We start from the raw sequence: 17,984 nt of genomic DNA on the forward strand, positions 1-17,984 counted from the left end.
GACGCGATCGAGATCCGCGCGATCAATTCTACCGTCAATTTCTAAACCGACTATCTTATCTGGCTTATGAGGAATAAGTTTAACAGCCATAACTAAATCACCCCTAACAACTTACAGACATTCCTTGGATGGTTGGTTGTTGATTAAACATAGAAATCATAAATCGGAAGTCAGGATTTCTGGCTTATCTACTCCCTCGGTAAGGGATTGCTCGAACTTAGAATCAATCGGTTGACGAACAATTAGAACCGAACAGGGTGCATGGTGAGTGACATAATTGCTAACGCTACCGAGAAACATTTCTTTGAGTCCTTTAAGTCCTCGACTACCGACTACGATTAAATCTGCCAACCAAACAGATGCCAGTTGGCAGATTTCCCACCCAGGATTACCGCTTAACTGTGCGTATTCCGTATTTACGCCTTGAGCGATCGCCTGTCGAGTCAAATCTTGCAGCAAGTCGATGCTTTGGGTTTCATATTCGGTATATTGTTGGCGAAATACACCACCATTGCTATCTTTGAGAACAGAATAATAAGCGTAGGTAGGCAAGATTGGATAATTTGGATCTTCTGTCGATAGAACATGAAACAGCATTAAATTGGCATTAGTTACCTTAGCCAAAGCTACTGCATTGTTGAATACAGTTTTGTGCGTATCAGAGCTATCTATAGCTACTAGAATCTTACTAATCACGGTGAATACCTCTTTTATCTAAGTCAGGGTCGGGATCGGGGGTTCTGGTTTATCTGCTCCTTCGGTAAGGGATTGCTCGAACTTAGAATCAATTGGTTGACGGACAATCAGAACCGAACAGGGTGCATGGTGAGTAACATAGTTGCTAACACTACCAAGAAACATTTCTTTGAGTCCTTTGAGTCCTCGGCTACCGACTACGATTAAATCTGCCGATGATGTGAAAGCTAGCTCACAAATTGAACGTCCAGGATGTCCTGGTATTTGCAAAAATTCAGTTTTTACGCCTGCATCTCTGGCTTCTTTTGCTTTTTGTTGTAAAAATTTAATTCCTTTTTGCTTAAAAATCTGTAGCTTTTGTTCATACAGTTCGTAATCGGAGTTGTCTAATACGGGATAATATGTGTAACTAGGTACGATTGGATAACCTGGTTCTTTCTCATCTAGAACGTAAAGCAGCATTAAATCGGCATTTGTAGTTTTTGCCAAAGCCACTGCCGCATCGAAGATTGATTTGCTGTTTTCTGAGTAGTCTAATGCTACTAAAATTTTGCCAATCATTCGATCCACCTCCTATCTTGCTCGATATGTACCTCAATAAACATCGCTCTTCAATGGCTAGTAAGCTCTTGCTATTCTTGCGCTTTGTCTAAAGATTTAGAATCAATCGCTTGACGAACAATTAAAACCCATTTGTGACAACTCAACGCTTTGTGCCTTTTGCCCTAAAGGCACTAAAGTATTCCCTTCGGTCATTCCCTTCGGTCTCAACTCGTTTTTAGGTAAAAGGTTTTGTTATTTATTAGTATTCTTAAACCACAAGACGATTTACTGTTACGACCATATTTTCTTGTTCCTCCTTGAATTTCCAACTCATTGCCACGATGAGTTTGATAGTTCTTTTGTAGGGGAATAGTTTGAGGAACTTGTGAAGATGGTGAGTAGCTAGTGATTGGTTACCTGCAAACTGAAAGAATGAGGTAAACTCCTTTGTTGAGTCCACCTCATTTCTAGCTTGTTTTTATGGCTGATTATTGACAATAGACTCTTGTTACCGCGCCAATTCAGCCTCAACTCATAGCCACATTAGAGCGATCGTAAATGCTGGCAAAATCATTTGGTATTTTTCCTTGTATTTGACTGTGAAATTTAGGATCGATATCCACACCAATTTCTGCAGCAGTCCGAGCTAACATAGATCTTTCGCGGTTAATTACATTGCGATGATGACGCATAATTAAAGAGCGAGATTGAGTTTGAATAGACATCTTATTTACCTCTCTACTCCCTATACTATAATTATAATATATTTTCTGTATCAATAATTACATTTTTGTAATCATAACAATCTTTTATTCAATAACTTTCATTATTTTTTCCCTTCACAACATCCTCAGAATATCAATCTAACTTGTGATTAGAGATACCTATAGATCGAATGTCTGCGTTAGCAACTGTAGACAGTGGGGGGTATTTATTATGAATATTAAACAGTTCTGGCACACAATAGCCTTGACAATCATTTTTTCTATGTTGATAGTTAGTCCTCTAGCTGCCGAAGAACCGAGCGATCGCCCTACCAATACTCAATATGAGTCTTGCTGCTGGGGCGGTCCCTATGGGGGCGGTAGAGGTCGCCACTTTAGAAGCTACGATTTTCAAACCACAGAAACTCTTAACGGAGAAATCGTCAATCTGATTAATTTTACATCGAGGAGAGGTTTCCCAGGAACGCATCTTATGGTTAAAACAGACAAAGAAACAATCGAAGTACATCTAGCACCATCTTGGTTTTTAGCAGAGCAAGATTTCGACCTAACATCTCAAGACCAAATTACCGTCATTGGCTCGCGAATTAATATCGATGGACAAGAAGCGATTATTGCTCGCGAAATTATTAAGGGAGATAAAACCTTGTTACTTCGCGATCGCGATGGCTTTCCCGTATGGCGTAGGAATCGAATACCAACTATTAATAATTAACAATATTTGGAGGCAGAAGGCAGCCCTAAAGGATTCCCTGCGGTCAAGGCAGAAGGCAGAAGTAGTGCGACCAACAACTAACAACTAACCACCAACCACCAACAAAATATGCCCAGCACTAAAGAATTAAAATCGATCGCCAGTGACGATAAGCGGTTTCGGATGTTGACCGCAACTATGAAACGCTATCAATACTCGGCTGATGCTCTAATTGAGGTACTGCATCAGGCACAGGAATTGTTTGGCTATTTAGAAGAAGACTTATTGCTTTACATCGCCCGCAGCCTCAAACTTCCTCCCAGTAAAGTTTATGGCGTAGCCACCTTTTATCATTTTTTCTCTTTAAAACAAAAAGGAGCGCATACCTGCGTTATCTGTATGGGTACGGCTTGCTACGTCAAAGGCTCGGCTGGCTTGTTATCAACCCTGGAACAGAAATATAAAGTTAAAGCAGGAGAAACCACTTCCGACAAACAATTATCTTTAGTCACTGCCCGCTGTTTAGGGGCTTGCGGTATCGCTCCAGCAGTAGTAGTGGACGGTAATGTCGAAGGTCATCAAACCACCGAATCTGTAATTCATCGAGTTAAGGAATGCCTGAATCATGGATCTTGAAGAACTAAAAGCGATCGCCTCTCGCGAACATCAGCAGCAAGACAAAACCTATATTCGCTGCTGTACTGTAGGTGGATGTCTATCTGCTCGAGGACTAGCAGTTAAAGAGCAGTTAGAAGAAGCAGTTAATCAGGCGGGTTTGGCTGGAAAAGTAGCAGTGTCAGGTGTGGGCTGTATGGGTTTGTGTAGTAAAGCTCCTCTGGTCAGAGTCGATCCTGCCGATACTCTATACGATCGCGTCACAACCGATAATGCGATCGAAATTGTGGCAGCTATTGCCAAAGAAGATTCTCAGCTATCTGTGTCTCCATCGACCTATCAACCAGACAATCATCCTTTTTTCACCAGACAGTTAAAAATTGTTCTAGAAAACAGTGGCAAAATCGACCCCGAAAAAATTGAAGAATATATCGGTGCTGATGGTTATCGAGGACTCTACCATGCTTTACAAGAGATGACTCCCGAATCAATAATAGAGGAAATTTCTCGTAGCGGTTTGAGAGGTCGAGGGGGTGCGGGATATCCGACAGGTTTGAAGTGGGCTACGGTGGCTAAGGCACAGAGCCAACAGAAGTATGTAATTTGTAATGGAGACGAAGGCGATCCAGGGGCATTTATGGATCGTAGCGTTTTAGAAAGCGACCCCCATCGCGTATTAGAAGGTATGGCGATCGCTGCTTATGCTATCGGTGCAACTCAAGGTTATATTTACGTACGAGGAGAATACCCTTTGGCAATAAATCATTTGCAGACGGCAATCCGCCAAGCTAAAAAACTGGGTTTGCTGGGAAGCCAGATCTTTGAGTCGTCTTTTGATTTCAAGATAGACATTCGCGTTGGTGCTGGGGCATTTGTCTGTGGTGAAGAAACTGCTTTGATGGCATCAATCGAAGGTAAAAGAGGTATCCCCCGTCCTCGTCCTCCCTATCCCGCCGAATCTGGTTTGTGGGGTTATCCGACGCTAATTAACAACGTCGAAACTTTTGCTAATGTGCCGACGATTATTCGTCAGGGTGCAGACTGGTTTGCTAATATCGGAACGGAAAAAAGCAAGGGTACTAAAGTTTTTTCTCTCGCTGGAAAAGTTTGTAATACGGGCTTGATTGAAGTGCCGATGGGTACTACGCTACAGCAAATAGTGATAGAAATGGGAGACGGCGTTCCCAATGGTGGTAAAGCTAAAGCGGTACAAACGGGAGGTCCTTCTGGGGGCTGTATACCTGCTGCGATGTTCGACACTCCCGTAGATTATGAGTCTTTGAAAGAGTTGGGTTCGATTATGGGTTCGGGTGGTGCGATCGTCATGGATGAAACTACCAACATGGTAGATGTTGCTCGCTTCTTTGTGGAATTTTGTATGGATGAATCTTGCGGTAAATGTATACCATGTCGGGCGGGAACGGTTCAGCTATACCAACTACTTACCAAAATTAGAGCAGGAAAAGCTTCATTGAATGACTTAGAACAGCTAGAAGAACTATGTGACATGGTGAAGGAGACAAGTTTATGTGGTTTGGGGCAGTCTGCTCCAAATTCTGTTACCAGTACTTTGCGGCATTTTCGCCATGAGTATGTGTCGTTAATTAACTAACTGGTGTTACGCACTCATCGATCTGTGAAGACTAGGTAGGAGGTAGTCCTAAAGGATACCGCTTCGCATATGGGTAGTGGGGAATGAAGTTTCTATCTCTCCCCTATTTTCTCTATCTCCCCATCAACATATTTGTTTCTTGAGACAACAGGGTCGAAAAAAGCTCACTAACACCTGAGTTATACTCGATCGGGACTTACACAAATCATTTGAGATTAATTTATGGCTGAAGAAATAAAACCAATCCCTGTTCGATTTCCGTTGTCGGGGGAGTGGTGTCCAGTAAATACGCCAGGGCATTCAATTCCAAGTCATGGTACAGATATGCTCGGGCAAAGATATGCATATGATTTTTTCCAAATTGATTGGCGGAAGTCGGAGGGATACAAATTCTACAAATCGAATACTTTTCGCTATCTCTTCTTGGGCGTTCCCCTTGAAAATACGTATTGCTGGTCTCAGGCAATTTTTTCTCCCTTTGAGGGCGAAGTTGTAGAGGCTGTAGATGATTGCAAGGAGAGAAGTATTGTAAATTTCTTCACAGATACATTCATTGTTCTTAAAAATACTCTAATTATTATTCTTAAAAATGGTCTAACTCTAAAGCTCCAAGATAACAGTGACTTACGTAGTCTTTTAGGAAATTACATCATCCTGAAGAACGAGGATGTCTATTGTCTTATTGCACATACTCAAAAAGGATCGATATTAGTATCTCCTGGAGATTTGGTTAAAGAAGGTCAGAAAATCGCTGAAGTAGGGCATTCGGGTAATTCTACTGCGCCACATTTACATTTTCAACTTATGGATACCGCCGATCTGCTAAATGCAAAAGGTATTCCTTGCTGTTTCAAAGAATACCAGTCGTTTCTTAGTGGGGAGTGGCAGAAGATCGAAAATGGGATTCCCAATCGTAGGGAACGTATTAGTGCAGAATAATACTTTCTAATTGCATGAGATTTCTTTCAAATAAACAATTGCGATCGCGCAGTGGCGGGCAAAGCCCGATCGGGCTTTCCTGCATTACATTAAATAACTGATGTTACGCACTTTTGAGAGAGTGCAATTCCAACATAGCGTGTTTCAAAGCTTGTACGTAAATACGACAGGTTAGTAGGCTGTATCGCTGTTAATTTTGGCTGGGATGAACCCTTAAGGCTGCTGCGATTTGTCCTACGGCTAAACCGCTATCGTTGCAGGGAACTTGATGATGCCAGTAGGGAATAAAGTTTTCTTGTTTTAAACGCGCGATCGCTCTTTCGGTCAAATATCTATTTTGCCAACAACCGCCTGTGAGGATAATCTGTTTGCGTCCGATTTGTTTGGCTATTGCAATAATTATTTCTAATAAGGTATTGTGAAATTTGGCTGCTATTTTGGCTATGGGCTTTTGATTGGTGTATTCAATAACTATCTCTTGTACCATTGGCTGCCAGTCAATAATTATCGAGGAGTTGGTGGTGTTTTTAGCTCCAATTAATTCAAAGTTGTATGCTTCATTGGTAGTAAAGTCATCAATGGCAGCTTCTAGTTCCATTGCTGCTTGTCCTTCATAGCTAACTTGCTGGCGGATTCCCAACAAGGCAGCTACCCCGTCAAATAAACGTCCCATACTAGAGGTCATGGGTGCATTAATTTTTTTCTCCAGTATCGTGCGAATAATATCCAATTCTTGGCGAGTAAATGCTGTCATGGAGGGTAAGTTATTGAGGCATTCGAGTAAATAATCATAATTGCCATAAATTTGATAAAGTAGTGCGATTGCAATTCTTTTGGGTTTTGCGATCGCCTGTTCTCCTCCAGGTAAAGCAAACGTTTTGAGATGTGCTACTCGTTCAAAACCCGTAGCGGTAATAGTTAAAAATTCTCCGCCCCAGATCGTTCCGTCCAAGCCATACCCCGTACCATCCCAAGCCACTCCCAATACTGGTTCGTTGAGATCCAAGCCATTGTCTACCATGCAGGAAAGAACGTGAGCGTAGTGGTGCTGTACCGAAGCTATAGGAATGTTTAATTTTCGAGCATAGTTAGTTGATAGATAATGAGGATGGCGATCGCATATAACCTTATTTGGTTTTAGTTCGTATAGATTTTGGAAGTCCTCGATCGTCTTTTGAAATCGCTCGTAGATAGCAACAGTTTTTAAATCGCCAATGTATTGACTCAGAAAAATTTTGTTGTCTCGATAAAAAGCGATCGCATTTTTTAAGTATCCGCCTACGGCTAAAATCGGTAGCAGATTCACCCTAGCCCTTAACCAGGGGGATAAGTTCAAAGGTAAGGGTGCGTAGCCTCGCGCGCGTCTGAGAATTTGTTCTCTTCCCCCAATGATTCGCACGATGGAATCATCTACAGGACGAACGATAGGGCGATTATGAACCAAGAATAAGTCGGCAATCTGCTTTAACTTAGATAGTGCTTCCTGATTATCAATACAAATAGGTTCGCCACTAAAATTACCGCTAGTTGCCACGATAGGAAAACCCAATTCCTCAAGTAATAAATGATGCAAAGGAGTGTAGGGCAACATTACTCCCATATAAGGACTATGATGAATCATCAAGGCGTAGGGATGTAGAGGCTCTTTAGTTAACTTGGAAGTTAATAAGACTATTGGAGCTTGAGGAGATAAAAGTAACTCTGCTTCTAGGGGAGATACCTCACAGTCTGCTTTAACCCGTTCCAAATTGGGATACATCAAAGCCAGGGGTTTGTGAGGGCGATGTTTGCGATCGCGCAATCGCTGTACGGCTATTTCATCTTGGGCATCGACTACTAAGTGAAAACCACCCAATCCTTTAACAGCAATAATTTTCCCTTGTCGGATGGCTTTGGCAGTTGTGAGTAACGCCTCATCATCAATGGCAAGAGTTTTACCCCGACAATCCCATAATTCCAAGTGAGGACCGCATTCAGCGCAGGCGTTGGGTTGAGCGTGAAAACGACGATCCAAGGGATTTTGATATTCTGCCTCACAGCGATCGCACATAATGAACTGTTTCATGCTAGTATTCGGGCGATCGTAGGGCAGAGATTGGATAATGCTAAACCTCGCACCGCAGTTAGTACAGTTAGTAAAGGGATAGCGGTAGCGACGATTATCGGGATCGAGAATATCTTGCCGACATTCGTTACAGGTTGCCAAATCGGGCAAAATTAAAGCTGTTTTTGCTCCTGATGTACTGGCTTTAATCGTAAAATTGCCATAGCCAACAGGGGCATATTCCGAACTAATTACACTTTGAATCTGGGATAGAAGAGGTGTTTGAGATTTAAGACGAGTTAAAAATGATTCTAATTGCGATCGCTCTCCTTCAATTTTTACCGTCACCCCTTCAGAGGAATTATTGACCCAGCCAGTTAGTCCTAATTCCGTCGCCAGCCGATAGATAAACGGGCGAAACCCCACCCCTTGAACTACTCCTTGAATCTGTAAACTCAAACCTTGTTTCATCTGATTTTAATCTGTACGGTTTCAGGTTAATCTTGAGAATGAATTAGATAAATTAAGCGATCGCGTATTTTGCTGACTAAATGTTTAACTTGTTGGGATTTTTCACTGATAAAACTTTATTTTCATCTCTCCTAGGGAATAACAACTGTTCGCCCCTAGAAACGATTTACAATTTGTACCCAATCTGGCGCAATAGATCTTGACGTGCGTGGGCATCTTGCTCATCTTCTACGCCTTTTGGACAAAATCCATCGATTACGCCCATAATTCCTCTTCCCTGCTGAGTTTGCGCCACAATTATCTCAACAGGATTGGCGGTAGCGCAATAAATGTTGCAAACTTCGGGACACTGCTTAATCGCATTAAGAAAGTTGATTGGATAAGCATCTTTGAGCAAGATGATAAAACTATGTCCCGCAGCTAATTCTGTCGCGTTGGTAGTTGCAAGTTGGATCAATGTAGAGTCGTTTCCCGTATCGCGAATTAGGCAATCTCCCGATGCTTCACAGAAGGCAATGCCAAATTTCACTTGAGAAGAGATGCCAATCATAATCTCGTAGAGATCTTCTACCGTTTTGATAAAGTGAGCTTGACCCAAAATCAAGTTTGTTCCTTCGGGAAAATTTAGTTTGACGGTTTTAATGTTCATGTATGAGCCTCCTAATATATTATATTCTCTGGGGTTATGGCAGACTTTAATGGTTGTTAGCCACATTAAGAGGCATCAATCCAATCTTCTAATTTTTCGGGCGATCTTCTGTGTGGTTTTTTAGACAGGGGTACTTGAGGTTTGCCGATATCGATCGCCAGAACATATTTTTGTTGGCGATGTTTTTTTGTATGTTTGCGGGATTTTGCTTTGGTAATCATTTTATTTCTCCTCTTTTAGACTTCCATGCTCGTTATAAATCAATAACTTGAGAAACCTGTGGAGAAAGTAAGTTAACTGCCAATTGCCGAGGGTGACCTCCAGACTCAAGACTCCAGATTGCAGACTTCAGTTGTTGCTCACAAATTCTTCAATTTTAAATCTTAGATTATGACCAAGAACTAAATAATTCAGACATGAAGTTTGTTGATGAATTTCGTAGTGGTTTAATAGCTCAACAATATGTAGACGCGATCGCCCGCATTACCACTCGTCCCTGGACAATTATGGAGATCTGTGGGGGACAGACTCATTCGATTGTTAAATACGGCATCGATAAGTTGCTACCTCCCAAGATTAATTTGATTCATGGTCCTGGTTGTCCTGTATGTGTAACTTCTATCGATTTAATCGATAAAGCGATCGCTTTGGCTGCCCGCCCAGAAATCATTTTCTGTTCTTTTGGGGATATGTTGCGCGTACCTGGTAGCAAACAAGACTTGCTATCAATTAAAGCTCAAGGAGGAGACATTCGGATTGTTTATTCTCCTTTAGATGCAGTTAAGATTGCCCAGAAAAACCCCGCCAAAGAGGTGGTGTTTTTTGCCGTAGGTTTTGAAACGACCGTTCCTACAACTGCAATGGCTGTATATCTTGCCAAACACCTAGAACTGACTAATTTTTCTTTATTGGTCGCTCATGTTCTAGTTCCCCCTGCGATGGAGACGATCTTAGCTTCTCCCGATAACTGCGTCCGAGGTTTTTTGGCGGCGGGTCATGTTTGCACCGTAACGGGTTATGAAGATTATCAGGCGATCGCCCTGCAATATAACATTCCGATAGTTGTTACTGGCTTTGAACCGGTAGATATTCTTCAGGGAATTTATATGTGCGTTAAGCAGTTAGAGACAGACACAGCAGAAGTAGAAAATCAGTATGCGCGCTCGGTAAGCCTTATGGGTAACAGAAGCGCACAGCAGTTAATTTCTAGGGTATTTAAAACAGTTCCCTATCAATGGCGTGGCATTGGCAAAATCGATGATAGCGGCTTAAGCTTGCGAGATGAATACAGTCAATTTGATGCTCTCAAGAGATTTAAGTTGCCAGCAAGCACCACTGGGGAAATATCGGAGTGTATTAGTGGAGAAATTTTACAAGGCATCAAAAAACCCGATCAATGTCCGGCTTTTGGCAGGAGATGTACTCCCGAACATCCTTTAGGTGCGCCAATGGTTTCTTCTGAGGGGGCTTGCGCTGCTTACTATCGGTATCAGAAGTTAGTTGTTAGGTAAAAAATTGCAATGATTATTAAGAAGTAAAACCAATGAAATCTCAAGCAGATGAAACCAAACAAATTGCAGCCCAACTGTTAGCAGGAATGCTGGCTAATCCTCATCTCTATGAAGTATATTTTTCTGAAAGCGGAAAATTAGATCGGGGACAACAGCAGGAATTAATTGAAACTGCGATCGCCATGGCAGAAGAGTTAATCAAACGTACGGAAACTCACATGGAAAGTTATTTTCAGCATATTAATAGAAGCCAGAATTGAGAAGTCAGAAAGTAACAATTAACCATAATGAATCTCACCTGTCCCATATCCTTACAACAATATCCCCAGATCCAAATGGCACATGGAGGGGGTGGAAGGTTGATGCAGCAGTTAATTCAAATGTTTTTGACTGCTTTTAGTACGGCAGATACTATTCAACACGATGCGGTAACCCTTCAACTTGCGGGTCATAAAATCGCTTTTACTACTGATTCTTACGTCGTCCAACCCCTATTTTTTCCTGGCGGAGATATAGGCTCTTTGGCAGTTTACGGTACGGTCAACGATCTGGCAATGGCAGGAGCGCGTCCACTTTACCTCAGCGTTAGCTTTATTTTGGAAGAAGGACTGGAAATTGCAACTTTGTGGCAAATTGTGCTGTCGATGCAGCAAGCAGCAACTAAAGCAGGAGTCAAGATCGTCACGGGGGATACTAAAGTAGTCGATCGCGGTAAGGGAGACGGTATTTTTATTAATACCACTGGCGTAGGTATCATCGAAGGAGAACGGGCGATCGCCCCTCAATCGGTTCGGTCAGGGGATTTGATCCTACTCAATGGCGATTTGGCGCGTCATGGTATCGCGATTATGGCGGTGCGAGAAGGTTTGGAGTTTGAAACGACAATTGAAAGTGATTCTGCACCGTTATCCGACTTGGTTCTAGATTTGCTAGCAGCCGATGTCGAAATTCACTGTCTGCGAGATCTAACGCGGGGCGGTTTGGCTAGTGTCTTAAATGAAATTGCTGTTGCTGCCAATGTGGGAATAGAACTAGACGAAACTTTGATTCCCCTTCGTGAAGAGGTACGAGGTGCTTGTGAAATATTGGGTTTCGATCCCCTTTATGTTGCCAACGAAGGCAAGTTTGTAGCCTTTATTTCACCCCAAGATCGAGATCGCGCCTTGGAAGTAATGTATTCTCATTCTATAGATAATGCTGCAATTATCGGCAAGGTGGTTGAAGATAACAACTCTTTGGTAACTCTTCAAAGTCAAATTGGCTCGAAGCGAATTTTGGATCTGTTAAGTGGAGAACAATTACCGCGAATATGCTGATCTGTCAGTGGTTAGTAGCAATTCTCTTGAAGAACTCTTAGATAAATAATTAGGTGAACTAAACTATGTGCTTGGCTGTACCAGGGAAAATTATTTCTATAAGCGATGATGAACCTCTATTAAGAATGGCTAGAGTTAGTTTTGGTGGATTAATCAAACAGGTGAGCTTAGCCTATGTTCCCGAAGCTGTAGTTGAGGATTATGTTATCGTTCATGCAGGTTTTGCCCTAAGTATTCTCGATCGCGATGAAGCACAACGAACCTTAGATTTAGTCGAACAACTGAATCTTCACAACTAAACCCTCACAAGTTCCTCAAGCTTATGGCAGTGCAACAAATCATACTACAGAATTGTTAAAATCAAGCAATACGATCAGAATATATTTTGCCAACAATGTCCGACGTAACTGTTAACTCCAACTCGCTATTTTTTCAAGAAGGCTTTTCTCTCAATTTTCAACGAACTTTACGCATCCCTGACGATGGTAGAACCTATCCCCTACCGCCAGGATTAGGAACATTTCCCGTATGTCGAGTTGAAGATTATGCCGATAACGTTCCTCAAGATTGGTTAAAACATGGTGGTGTATTTATTCCCATGTATCAAAGAGAGGCATTATGGATTAGATTTAATAGTCGTTATCAAAAACCTAATGCTATCAAGATCGCTGTGGGTAAAATTAACGCAGTTTCAGGCAAGCCTTGGCAACAAAAGCTATTAAAATCAGAAGCAGACTATCTAGTAGCACCTCCTCAACCTTGGCTAGATGGTATCAATGCTGGGAATGGTTTTATCAAGCAATTTGTGGCGATGCCTTTGGGAATGGGATACACCGTAGAAGGGCAAGTTACGGGTAAAGAAGAATTTGGCGGAATTCAAATCATCGTTTACGAACCCAAACCAGGAAAGTTTCCCGAACCAGAAGAGTTTGAATTGTGTCGAGAAAGTGGAATTGTTGATTTTATGGCAATGCCAGCTAGCGCACCCTCCCCAAGACAAAAAAGAAGATCTAAAGCGACGGAGATGGGAATAGCGGCAGGAGGCAAAATGAAACAGAAAATTTATCCCGATCCTCACGGTATCGATACTTGGGACGAAAATAACTATAATCGTGTCTACGTGCATATTGTAAATAGCATGATGTATCGAGAGATTACTGGTTTAGAACCTCCCAAAACTCCCGTAACTGCTCAAACCTACGCCCAATATAAATTGCCCTGGTTCGATCTTTACGACGAAACTATGGCAGACATCGCCCCGTCACCAGAATTAAGTCAAGTCAAAACTATCAAAGAAATGGACGCAGAAAAAGGTTTTGACCAACAACAAGATGATAGTTCGGTCGATCTAACTGATAGTAAAAAGATTAAATATTTTGTCGATAATCCCAATCAGATTTCTGATGGGGATTGGTAAAAAGCGATCGCTTTTTTGGTTTTTTTATTTAGTTTACTTAAGAAATTAAAATCTGTAATTAAGTAGGGCAATTAAGCTGCGTCTAGCCTTCGGATCGCTTTAAGATACAGTAGATAACCAATCAAAACCCAACAAACGTTTATCTACAGTAGCTAAAGTCAAATCTAATTCGACAGCCGTAGCTGCAATAAATCGATCTGCTGGATCTTGATGGGATAGTTCTATAGTTCGCGACTTCATGGCTATCTCGTGGGTGATTCTAGCTTCTTTAAAATCTAGACTGCGTAAATATTTTTTAACCCAAACTTGAGGATCGCGATCGAGTTCAATTCTTCCTTTTTCTGCTAAAACTATAGTCTCCCAAACGCTAATGGGAGAAAGCCATAATTCCGTATCTGGGGAATTCATTATCTGTCTTAGATTTTCTGACAAACGAGAATTTCCCTGCAAATACCATAGCCAGATATGAGTATCGAGAAGTAGTTTCAACTTAATACTTCCCAATCAGACAGATCTGCTGCAGGTTCGATAATATCTCCTTTAATCTCAATCGTTCCTTGGGCAATACCAAATCCTTTTCTTGGTTGTTGTTCCTCTACAGGATTAATTACAACCAAAGGTTTTCCGTGACGAGTCACCGTTAACCCTTCCTTGGTTCGACTTACTTCATCTAACAAACGGAGGCATTCTGCTTTGAAAGTCGATATCTGAATTTCTTTCACATTAAATAAACTATAGTCAATTACTATAGTCATAATTATAAAATAGTTATTCAAATCTTTGGCAAACAATTATCATCGTTAAAAAATCTGTAACAAGTAGAGCGATCGGGTAATAATATACAGATGAGAGAATAGGAAAACCCTTAGCAAAATTTAGATAATTGAAACTGTGACAGAAGCAAAAAGCTACAAAGAAACCGTAAATCTGCCCCAAACCAACTTTAGTATGCGGGCGAACTCCGTGCAGCGCGAACCAGAATTACAGAAATTTTGGGCGGAAAACCAAATTTACGAGCAACTGTCGCAGAATAACATTAAAGAACCCTTTATTTTGCATGATGGACCTCCCTATGCTAATGGTGCTTTGCATATGGGTCATGCGTTGAATAAAGTTCTCAAAGATATAATCAACAAGTACAAACTATTGCAGGGACACAAGACCGAATATATCCCTGGATGGGATTGTCATGGACTGCCGATCGAATTAAAAGTCCTGCAAAAAATGAAGTCTAAAGAAAGGAAAGAATTAACTCCTCTCAAACTACGCCAAAAGGCTAAAGAGTTTGCCCTACAAGCGCAACAAGAACAATGTGCCAGCTTTAAACGCTATGGTGTATGGGGTGATTGGGAACATCCCTATCTCACCCTCAAGCCCGAATACGAAGCAGCCCAAATTGAAGTCTTCGGACAAATGGTATTGAAGGGACATATCTATCGCGGATTAAAACCAGTTCATTGGAGTCCTTCTTCTCGTACTGCACTGGCTGAGGCAGAATTAGAATATCCAGAAGGGCATACTTCTCCTAGTATTTATGTGGCTTTCCCCGTCAGTAAGTTGGGAGAGGGGGCAAAAAAATTAGAACCGTATTTACCCAATCTCAAAGTAGCGATCTGGACTACTACCCCTTGGACTATCCCTGGTAACTTAGCTGTAGCAGTTAACGACCGATTAGAATATGCTGTAGCGGAAGTAGATCCCCCCGCCTCTGGCACCCCCCTTGATAAGGGGGGCATGGGGGGATCGTATTTAATCGTGGCTAAGGATTTGGTAGAAAAACTAGCCGAAACTTTTGCTACTGAATTAACTATCAAAACTACTCTGACGGGTAAAGCATTAGAAAATACTATTTATAACCATCCTCTATACGATCGCGAAAGTAAAATTGTGATCGGTGGCGACTATATAACTACCGAATCTGGTACGGGATTGGTACATACTGCCCCTGGACACGGACAAGAAGACTACATCACGGGACAAAAATATGGTTTGCCCATTCTTTCCCCTGTAGATGATGGGGGAAGGTTTACCGAGGAAGCAGGTAAGTTTGCAGGATTGCAGGTAGTAGCCAAAGGTAACGAGAAAGTTAGCCAAGGAAATAAGGCGATTATCGATGCCCTAGAAGCAGCGGGTGCGTTACTCAAGCACGAGGAATACGCCCACAAATATCCTTATGATTGGCGTACGGGGAAACCTACCATCTTCCGTGCTACGGAACAATGGTTTGCTTCCGTTGAAGGTTTCCGCGATGAAGCATTGAAAGCCATCACCGATGTTACTTGGATTCCCGCCCAAGGAGAAAAACGCATTACGCCTATGGTAAGCGATCGCAGCGATTGGTGTATCTCCCGTCAGCGTAGTTGGGGCGTACCGATTCCTGTCTTTTATGATGAGGAAACAAACGAAGAATTGATGACCGAAGAGACAATTAATCACGTGAAAGCAATTATCGCCGAACGAGGTTCGGATGCTTGGTGGGAATTACCCGTAGAAGAATTATTACCCGAACAGTATCGTAACAATGGACGCACCTATCGCAAGGGTACAGATACGATGGATGTGTGGTTCGATTCTGGTTCTTCTTGGGCTGCGGTAGCTAAAGGCAGAAATTTAAAATATCCCGTGGATATGTACCTCGAAGGAAGCGATCAACATCGCGGGTGGTTTCAGTCTAGTTTGCTTACCAGCGTCGCAACCAACGGCATCGCCCCCTATAAAACCGTCTTAACTCATGGTTATGTGGTAGACGAAAAAGGCTTCAAGATGAGCAAGTCTAAGGGTAACGGTATCGCCCCTGAAGTCATCATCGAAGGTGGTAACAATAAAAAGCAAGAACCCCCCTATGGTGCGGATGTTTTAAGACTCTGGGTAGCATCGGTAGACTATTCCTCCGACGTGCGGGTAGGTAAAAACATCATCAAGCAAACCGCCGACAGCTATCGCAAAGTTCGTAACACCGCCCGTTTCTTGCTGGGTAACTTACATGACTTCGATCCTGCTAAAGATGCTGTCGCCTACGCAGACTTGCCCGAATTAGATAAATACATCCTCCATCGCCTAACCGAAGTATTTGCCGAAGTCACCGATGCTTATGAAACCTATCAATTTTTTCGCTTCTTCCAAGCAATCCAAAACTTCTGTGTCGTCGATCTATCTAACTTCTACCTCGACATCGCTAATGATAGACTCTATATCAGTAACCTCAATTCTTTCCGTCGCCGTAGCTGTCAGACAGTACTATCTATAATCGTCGAAAACATCGCCAAAGCGATCGCACCAGTATTATGTCATATGGCAGAAGATATCTGGCAAGCCTTACCCTACGACACTGGTTACAAGTCGGTGTTTGAATCTGGTTGGGTAAAAATTGAAGATGAATGGAAATCCGTAGGGGTTGTTCGCGAACAACCCCTACAGTGGGAAACAATTCGCAACCTGCGGGATGAAGTCAACAAAGTAATGGAACAAGCGAGAACGGCTAAAGCGATCGGTTCTTCTCTAGATGCTAAAGTACTATTGCAAGTTGCCGATGCCGACTTAAAAGATAAACTTGCATCTTACAATTCTTCTGATACTTTAAGCGAAAAAAATGTAGACGAACTGCGTTACTTCTTCCTCGCTTCTCAAGTAGAATTAGTCGATTCTCTTCCCGATGCAGAATACAAATCCGAATCCGAGATTGCTAACATTGCCGTCGTCAAAGCCGATGGTCATAAGTGCGATCGCTGTTGGAACTATTCGACCTCTGTAGGAACATTTTCAGAAGATCCAACAATTTGCGATCGGTGTAATGCAGCCTTGAAAGGCGAGTTTTAATTTTCACTTCTTGTAGGGATAAATTATTATCCCTACGAATATTTCCAGTAATTCGATTTAATGGCTAACTTACCAGAAGAAACACTAACTAAAATTTTTGACTTACAAAAACAGCTTTTCAAAATTATCAATGATGCAACTGCTACTGATTTTAATCTCTTTGAAAAATATGGGGAAACATCGGCAACTTTGTCAGAGTTAGATGAATTACAAAACATTAAAGAACGTGCTAGAGATGCTTATAGTCGTCTTTTTCGTTTGTTACTTAGTATTGGAGAAGCTCAACCTGAAATTAATCCCAGTACGTTAGAATTGCTATATCGGGCGATTGAACAGGCAGATTTAACTGTTAATGCTTTGGAAGTAAGTATTAAAGAAATTAAAAATAACTGGAATATATCATGAACAAAGAAATACCTGACATTGAAACCAGAGAAAAATCAGTCTCTCGACTCAAAGAAGCTTGTTTGATGTTAGATGCACTCAACATGACATTAGATGAAGCTATAGCTAGCGCAGAATCAGATATCCGCAACAACAATACTAATCGTCGCCGTCGCAAAAAAGTAGAACGTCTATTTGCAGATTATAAGAAAAGTAATTAGTTAAAAGATGCGATCGCACTCTGGAATTATTCGACTTCTGTAGGTACTTTTCCAGAAGATCCCACGATTTGCGATCGGTGTAATGCAGCATTAAAAGGCGAGTTTTAATTACTTGTATTATTGAAGGGCGATTTGCAACTTGCCCTTCTCTACATTATTCGTGTGAGGAAAAAATATTTTGCCGACAGAAAAATAAGGTAAGTACCTAAGCAGAATTATTTGTATATTCCATATTTTCCTAACCCCTAACCCCTAACCCCAATGGTGACAAGTTAAGAAACTTACCTATTAGTCAACTACTATATATGGTGCTTAATTTATTTTTAAACCC

Annotated in this window: 20 protein-coding genes; 12 read left to right on the forward strand and 8 right to left on the reverse strand. The window is 41.7% G+C overall.

Annotated elements, in window-relative coordinates; genetic code table 11:
• Positions 1-156: 156 nt before the first annotated feature.
• The 3 genes from AC33VI_RS10405 to gifA form a co-directional block, all read right to left on the reverse strand.
• A complete protein-coding gene (locus tag AC33VI_RS10405) occupies positions 157-696 on the reverse strand; it encodes a universal stress protein (RefSeq protein ID WP_491782194.1) in 540 nt (179 codons plus the stop codon).
• Between the two features lie 18 nt (positions 697-714).
• Complete coding sequence (locus AC33VI_RS10410; RefSeq protein ID WP_491782195.1) at positions 715-1,257, reverse strand: universal stress protein; 543 nt, start codon at positions 1,255-1,257, stop codon at positions 715-717.
• A gap of 509 nt (positions 1,258-1,766) precedes the next feature.
• Positions 1,767-1,964, reverse strand: a complete 198-nt coding sequence (gene gifA, locus AC33VI_RS10415; RefSeq protein WP_491782196.1) for a glutamine synthetase inactivation factor IF7A — start codon at positions 1,962-1,964, stop codon at positions 1,767-1,769.
• Positions 1,965-2,175: 211 nt separating this feature from the next.
• Here gifA and AC33VI_RS10420 point away from each other — a divergent pair, with 211 nt between their 5' ends.
• The 4 genes from AC33VI_RS10420 to AC33VI_RS10435 all read left to right on the forward strand — a co-directional run bounded on the left by AC33VI_RS10420 (position 2,176) and on the right by AC33VI_RS10435 (position 5,824).
• Entirely contained in the window at positions 2,176-2,679 is a 504-nt protein-coding gene (locus AC33VI_RS10420; protein ID WP_491782197.1) for a MamS/MamX family magnetosome protein, read from the forward strand.
• A gap of 108 nt (positions 2,680-2,787) precedes the next feature.
• Positions 2,788-3,294 carry a bidirectional hydrogenase complex protein HoxE gene (hoxE, locus tag AC33VI_RS10425; RefSeq protein WP_491782198.1) on the forward strand — a complete coding sequence of 169 codons (507 nt, stop codon included), beginning with the start codon at positions 2,788-2,790 and terminating at the stop codon, positions 3,292-3,294.
• Complete coding sequence (gene nuoF, locus AC33VI_RS10430; protein ID WP_491782199.1) at positions 3,284-4,885, forward strand: NADH-quinone oxidoreductase subunit NuoF; 1,602 nt, start codon at positions 3,284-3,286, stop codon at positions 4,883-4,885. Before hoxE ends, nuoF begins: the two co-directional genes overlap by 11 nt.
• 222 nt (positions 4,886-5,107) lie before the next feature.
• Positions 5,108-5,824: a M23 family metallopeptidase gene (locus AC33VI_RS10435; protein ID WP_491782200.1), complete on the forward strand. Its 717-nt coding sequence runs from the start codon at positions 5,108-5,110 to the stop codon at positions 5,822-5,824.
• 190 nt (positions 5,825-6,014) lie between these two features.
• On the opposite strand, the gene hypF is transcribed toward AC33VI_RS10435, so the two are convergent.
• The 3 genes from hypF to AC33VI_RS10450 all read right to left on the reverse strand — a co-directional run bounded on the left by hypF (position 6,015) and on the right by AC33VI_RS10450 (position 9,209).
• Positions 6,015-8,339 (reverse strand): carbamoyltransferase HypF, encoded by a 2,325-nt coding sequence (gene hypF / locus AC33VI_RS10440; protein WP_491782201.1) that lies wholly within the window; start codon positions 8,337-8,339, stop codon positions 6,015-6,017.
• Between the two features lie 166 nt (positions 8,340-8,505).
• The gene (locus AC33VI_RS10445; RefSeq protein ID WP_491782202.1) at positions 8,506-8,988 is read right to left on the reverse strand and encodes an adenosine-specific kinase; all 483 of its coding nucleotides are present in this window, start codon (positions 8,986-8,988) and stop codon (positions 8,506-8,508) included.
• 65 nt (positions 8,989-9,053) lie between these two features.
• Positions 9,054-9,209, reverse strand: a complete 156-nt coding sequence (locus tag AC33VI_RS10450; protein WP_491782203.1) for a hypothetical protein — start codon at positions 9,207-9,209, stop codon at positions 9,054-9,056.
• 195 nt (positions 9,210-9,404) lie between these two features.
• Between AC33VI_RS10450 and hypD the strand changes: the two genes are divergently transcribed.
• The 5 genes from hypD (at position 9,405) to AC33VI_RS10475 (ending at position 13,232) form a co-directional block, all read left to right on the forward strand.
• Positions 9,405-10,499 carry a hydrogenase formation protein HypD gene (gene hypD, locus AC33VI_RS10455; RefSeq protein ID WP_491782204.1) on the forward strand — a complete coding sequence of 365 codons (1,095 nt, stop codon included), beginning with the start codon at positions 9,405-9,407 and terminating at the stop codon, positions 10,497-10,499.
• A 32-nt stretch (positions 10,500-10,531) separates the two neighbouring features.
• A complete protein-coding gene (locus AC33VI_RS10460) occupies positions 10,532-10,759 on the forward strand; it encodes a hypothetical protein (protein ID WP_491782205.1) in 228 nt (75 codons plus the stop codon).
• A gap of 27 nt (positions 10,760-10,786) precedes the next feature.
• A complete protein-coding gene (gene hypE / locus AC33VI_RS10465) occupies positions 10,787-11,815 on the forward strand; it encodes a hydrogenase expression/formation protein HypE (protein WP_491782206.1) in 1,029 nt (342 codons plus the stop codon).
• 65 nt (positions 11,816-11,880) lie between these two features.
• Positions 11,881-12,114, forward strand: a complete 234-nt coding sequence (locus tag AC33VI_RS10470) for a HypC/HybG/HupF family hydrogenase formation chaperone (protein ID WP_491782207.1) — start codon at positions 11,881-11,883, stop codon at positions 12,112-12,114.
• A gap of 95 nt (positions 12,115-12,209) precedes the next feature.
• Positions 12,210-13,232: a hypothetical protein gene (locus AC33VI_RS10475; protein WP_491782208.1), complete on the forward strand. Its 1,023-nt coding sequence runs from the start codon at positions 12,210-12,212 to the stop codon at positions 13,230-13,232.
• Positions 13,233-13,331: 99 nt separating this feature from the next.
• On the opposite strand, the gene AC33VI_RS10480 is transcribed toward AC33VI_RS10475, so the two are convergent.
• Both AC33VI_RS10480 and AC33VI_RS10485 read right to left on the reverse strand, forming a co-directional pair.
• On the reverse strand, positions 13,332-13,721 hold the full coding sequence (locus AC33VI_RS10480) for a type II toxin-antitoxin system VapC family toxin (RefSeq protein WP_491782209.1): 390 nt from the start codon (positions 13,719-13,721) through the stop codon (positions 13,332-13,334).
• A complete protein-coding gene (locus tag AC33VI_RS10485) occupies positions 13,718-13,987 on the reverse strand; it encodes a type II toxin-antitoxin system Phd/YefM family antitoxin (RefSeq protein ID WP_491782210.1) in 270 nt (89 codons plus the stop codon). Before AC33VI_RS10485 ends, AC33VI_RS10480 begins: the two co-directional genes overlap by 4 nt.
• Positions 13,988-14,123: 136 nt before the next feature.
• Between AC33VI_RS10485 and ileS the strand changes: the two genes are divergently transcribed.
• The 3 genes from ileS to AC33VI_RS10500 are packed head-to-tail and all read left to right on the forward strand — an operon-like array spanning position 14,124 to position 17,653.
• The gene (gene ileS / locus AC33VI_RS10490; protein WP_491782211.1) at positions 14,124-17,048 is read left to right on the forward strand and encodes an isoleucine--tRNA ligase; all 2,925 of its coding nucleotides are present in this window, start codon (positions 14,124-14,126) and stop codon (positions 17,046-17,048) included.
• A 60-nt stretch (positions 17,049-17,108) separates the two neighbouring features.
• Positions 17,109-17,453, forward strand: coding sequence for a hypothetical protein (locus AC33VI_RS10495; RefSeq protein ID WP_491782212.1), 345 nt, complete (start codon positions 17,109-17,111; stop codon positions 17,451-17,453).
• Positions 17,450-17,653: a hypothetical protein gene (locus AC33VI_RS10500; RefSeq protein WP_491782213.1), complete on the forward strand. Its 204-nt coding sequence runs from the start codon at positions 17,450-17,452 to the stop codon at positions 17,651-17,653. The genes AC33VI_RS10495 and AC33VI_RS10500 overlap by 4 nt, the downstream gene beginning before the upstream one ends.
• Positions 17,654-17,984: the final 331 nt, after the last annotated feature.

The organism is Waterburya sp., assembly GCF_058530065.1.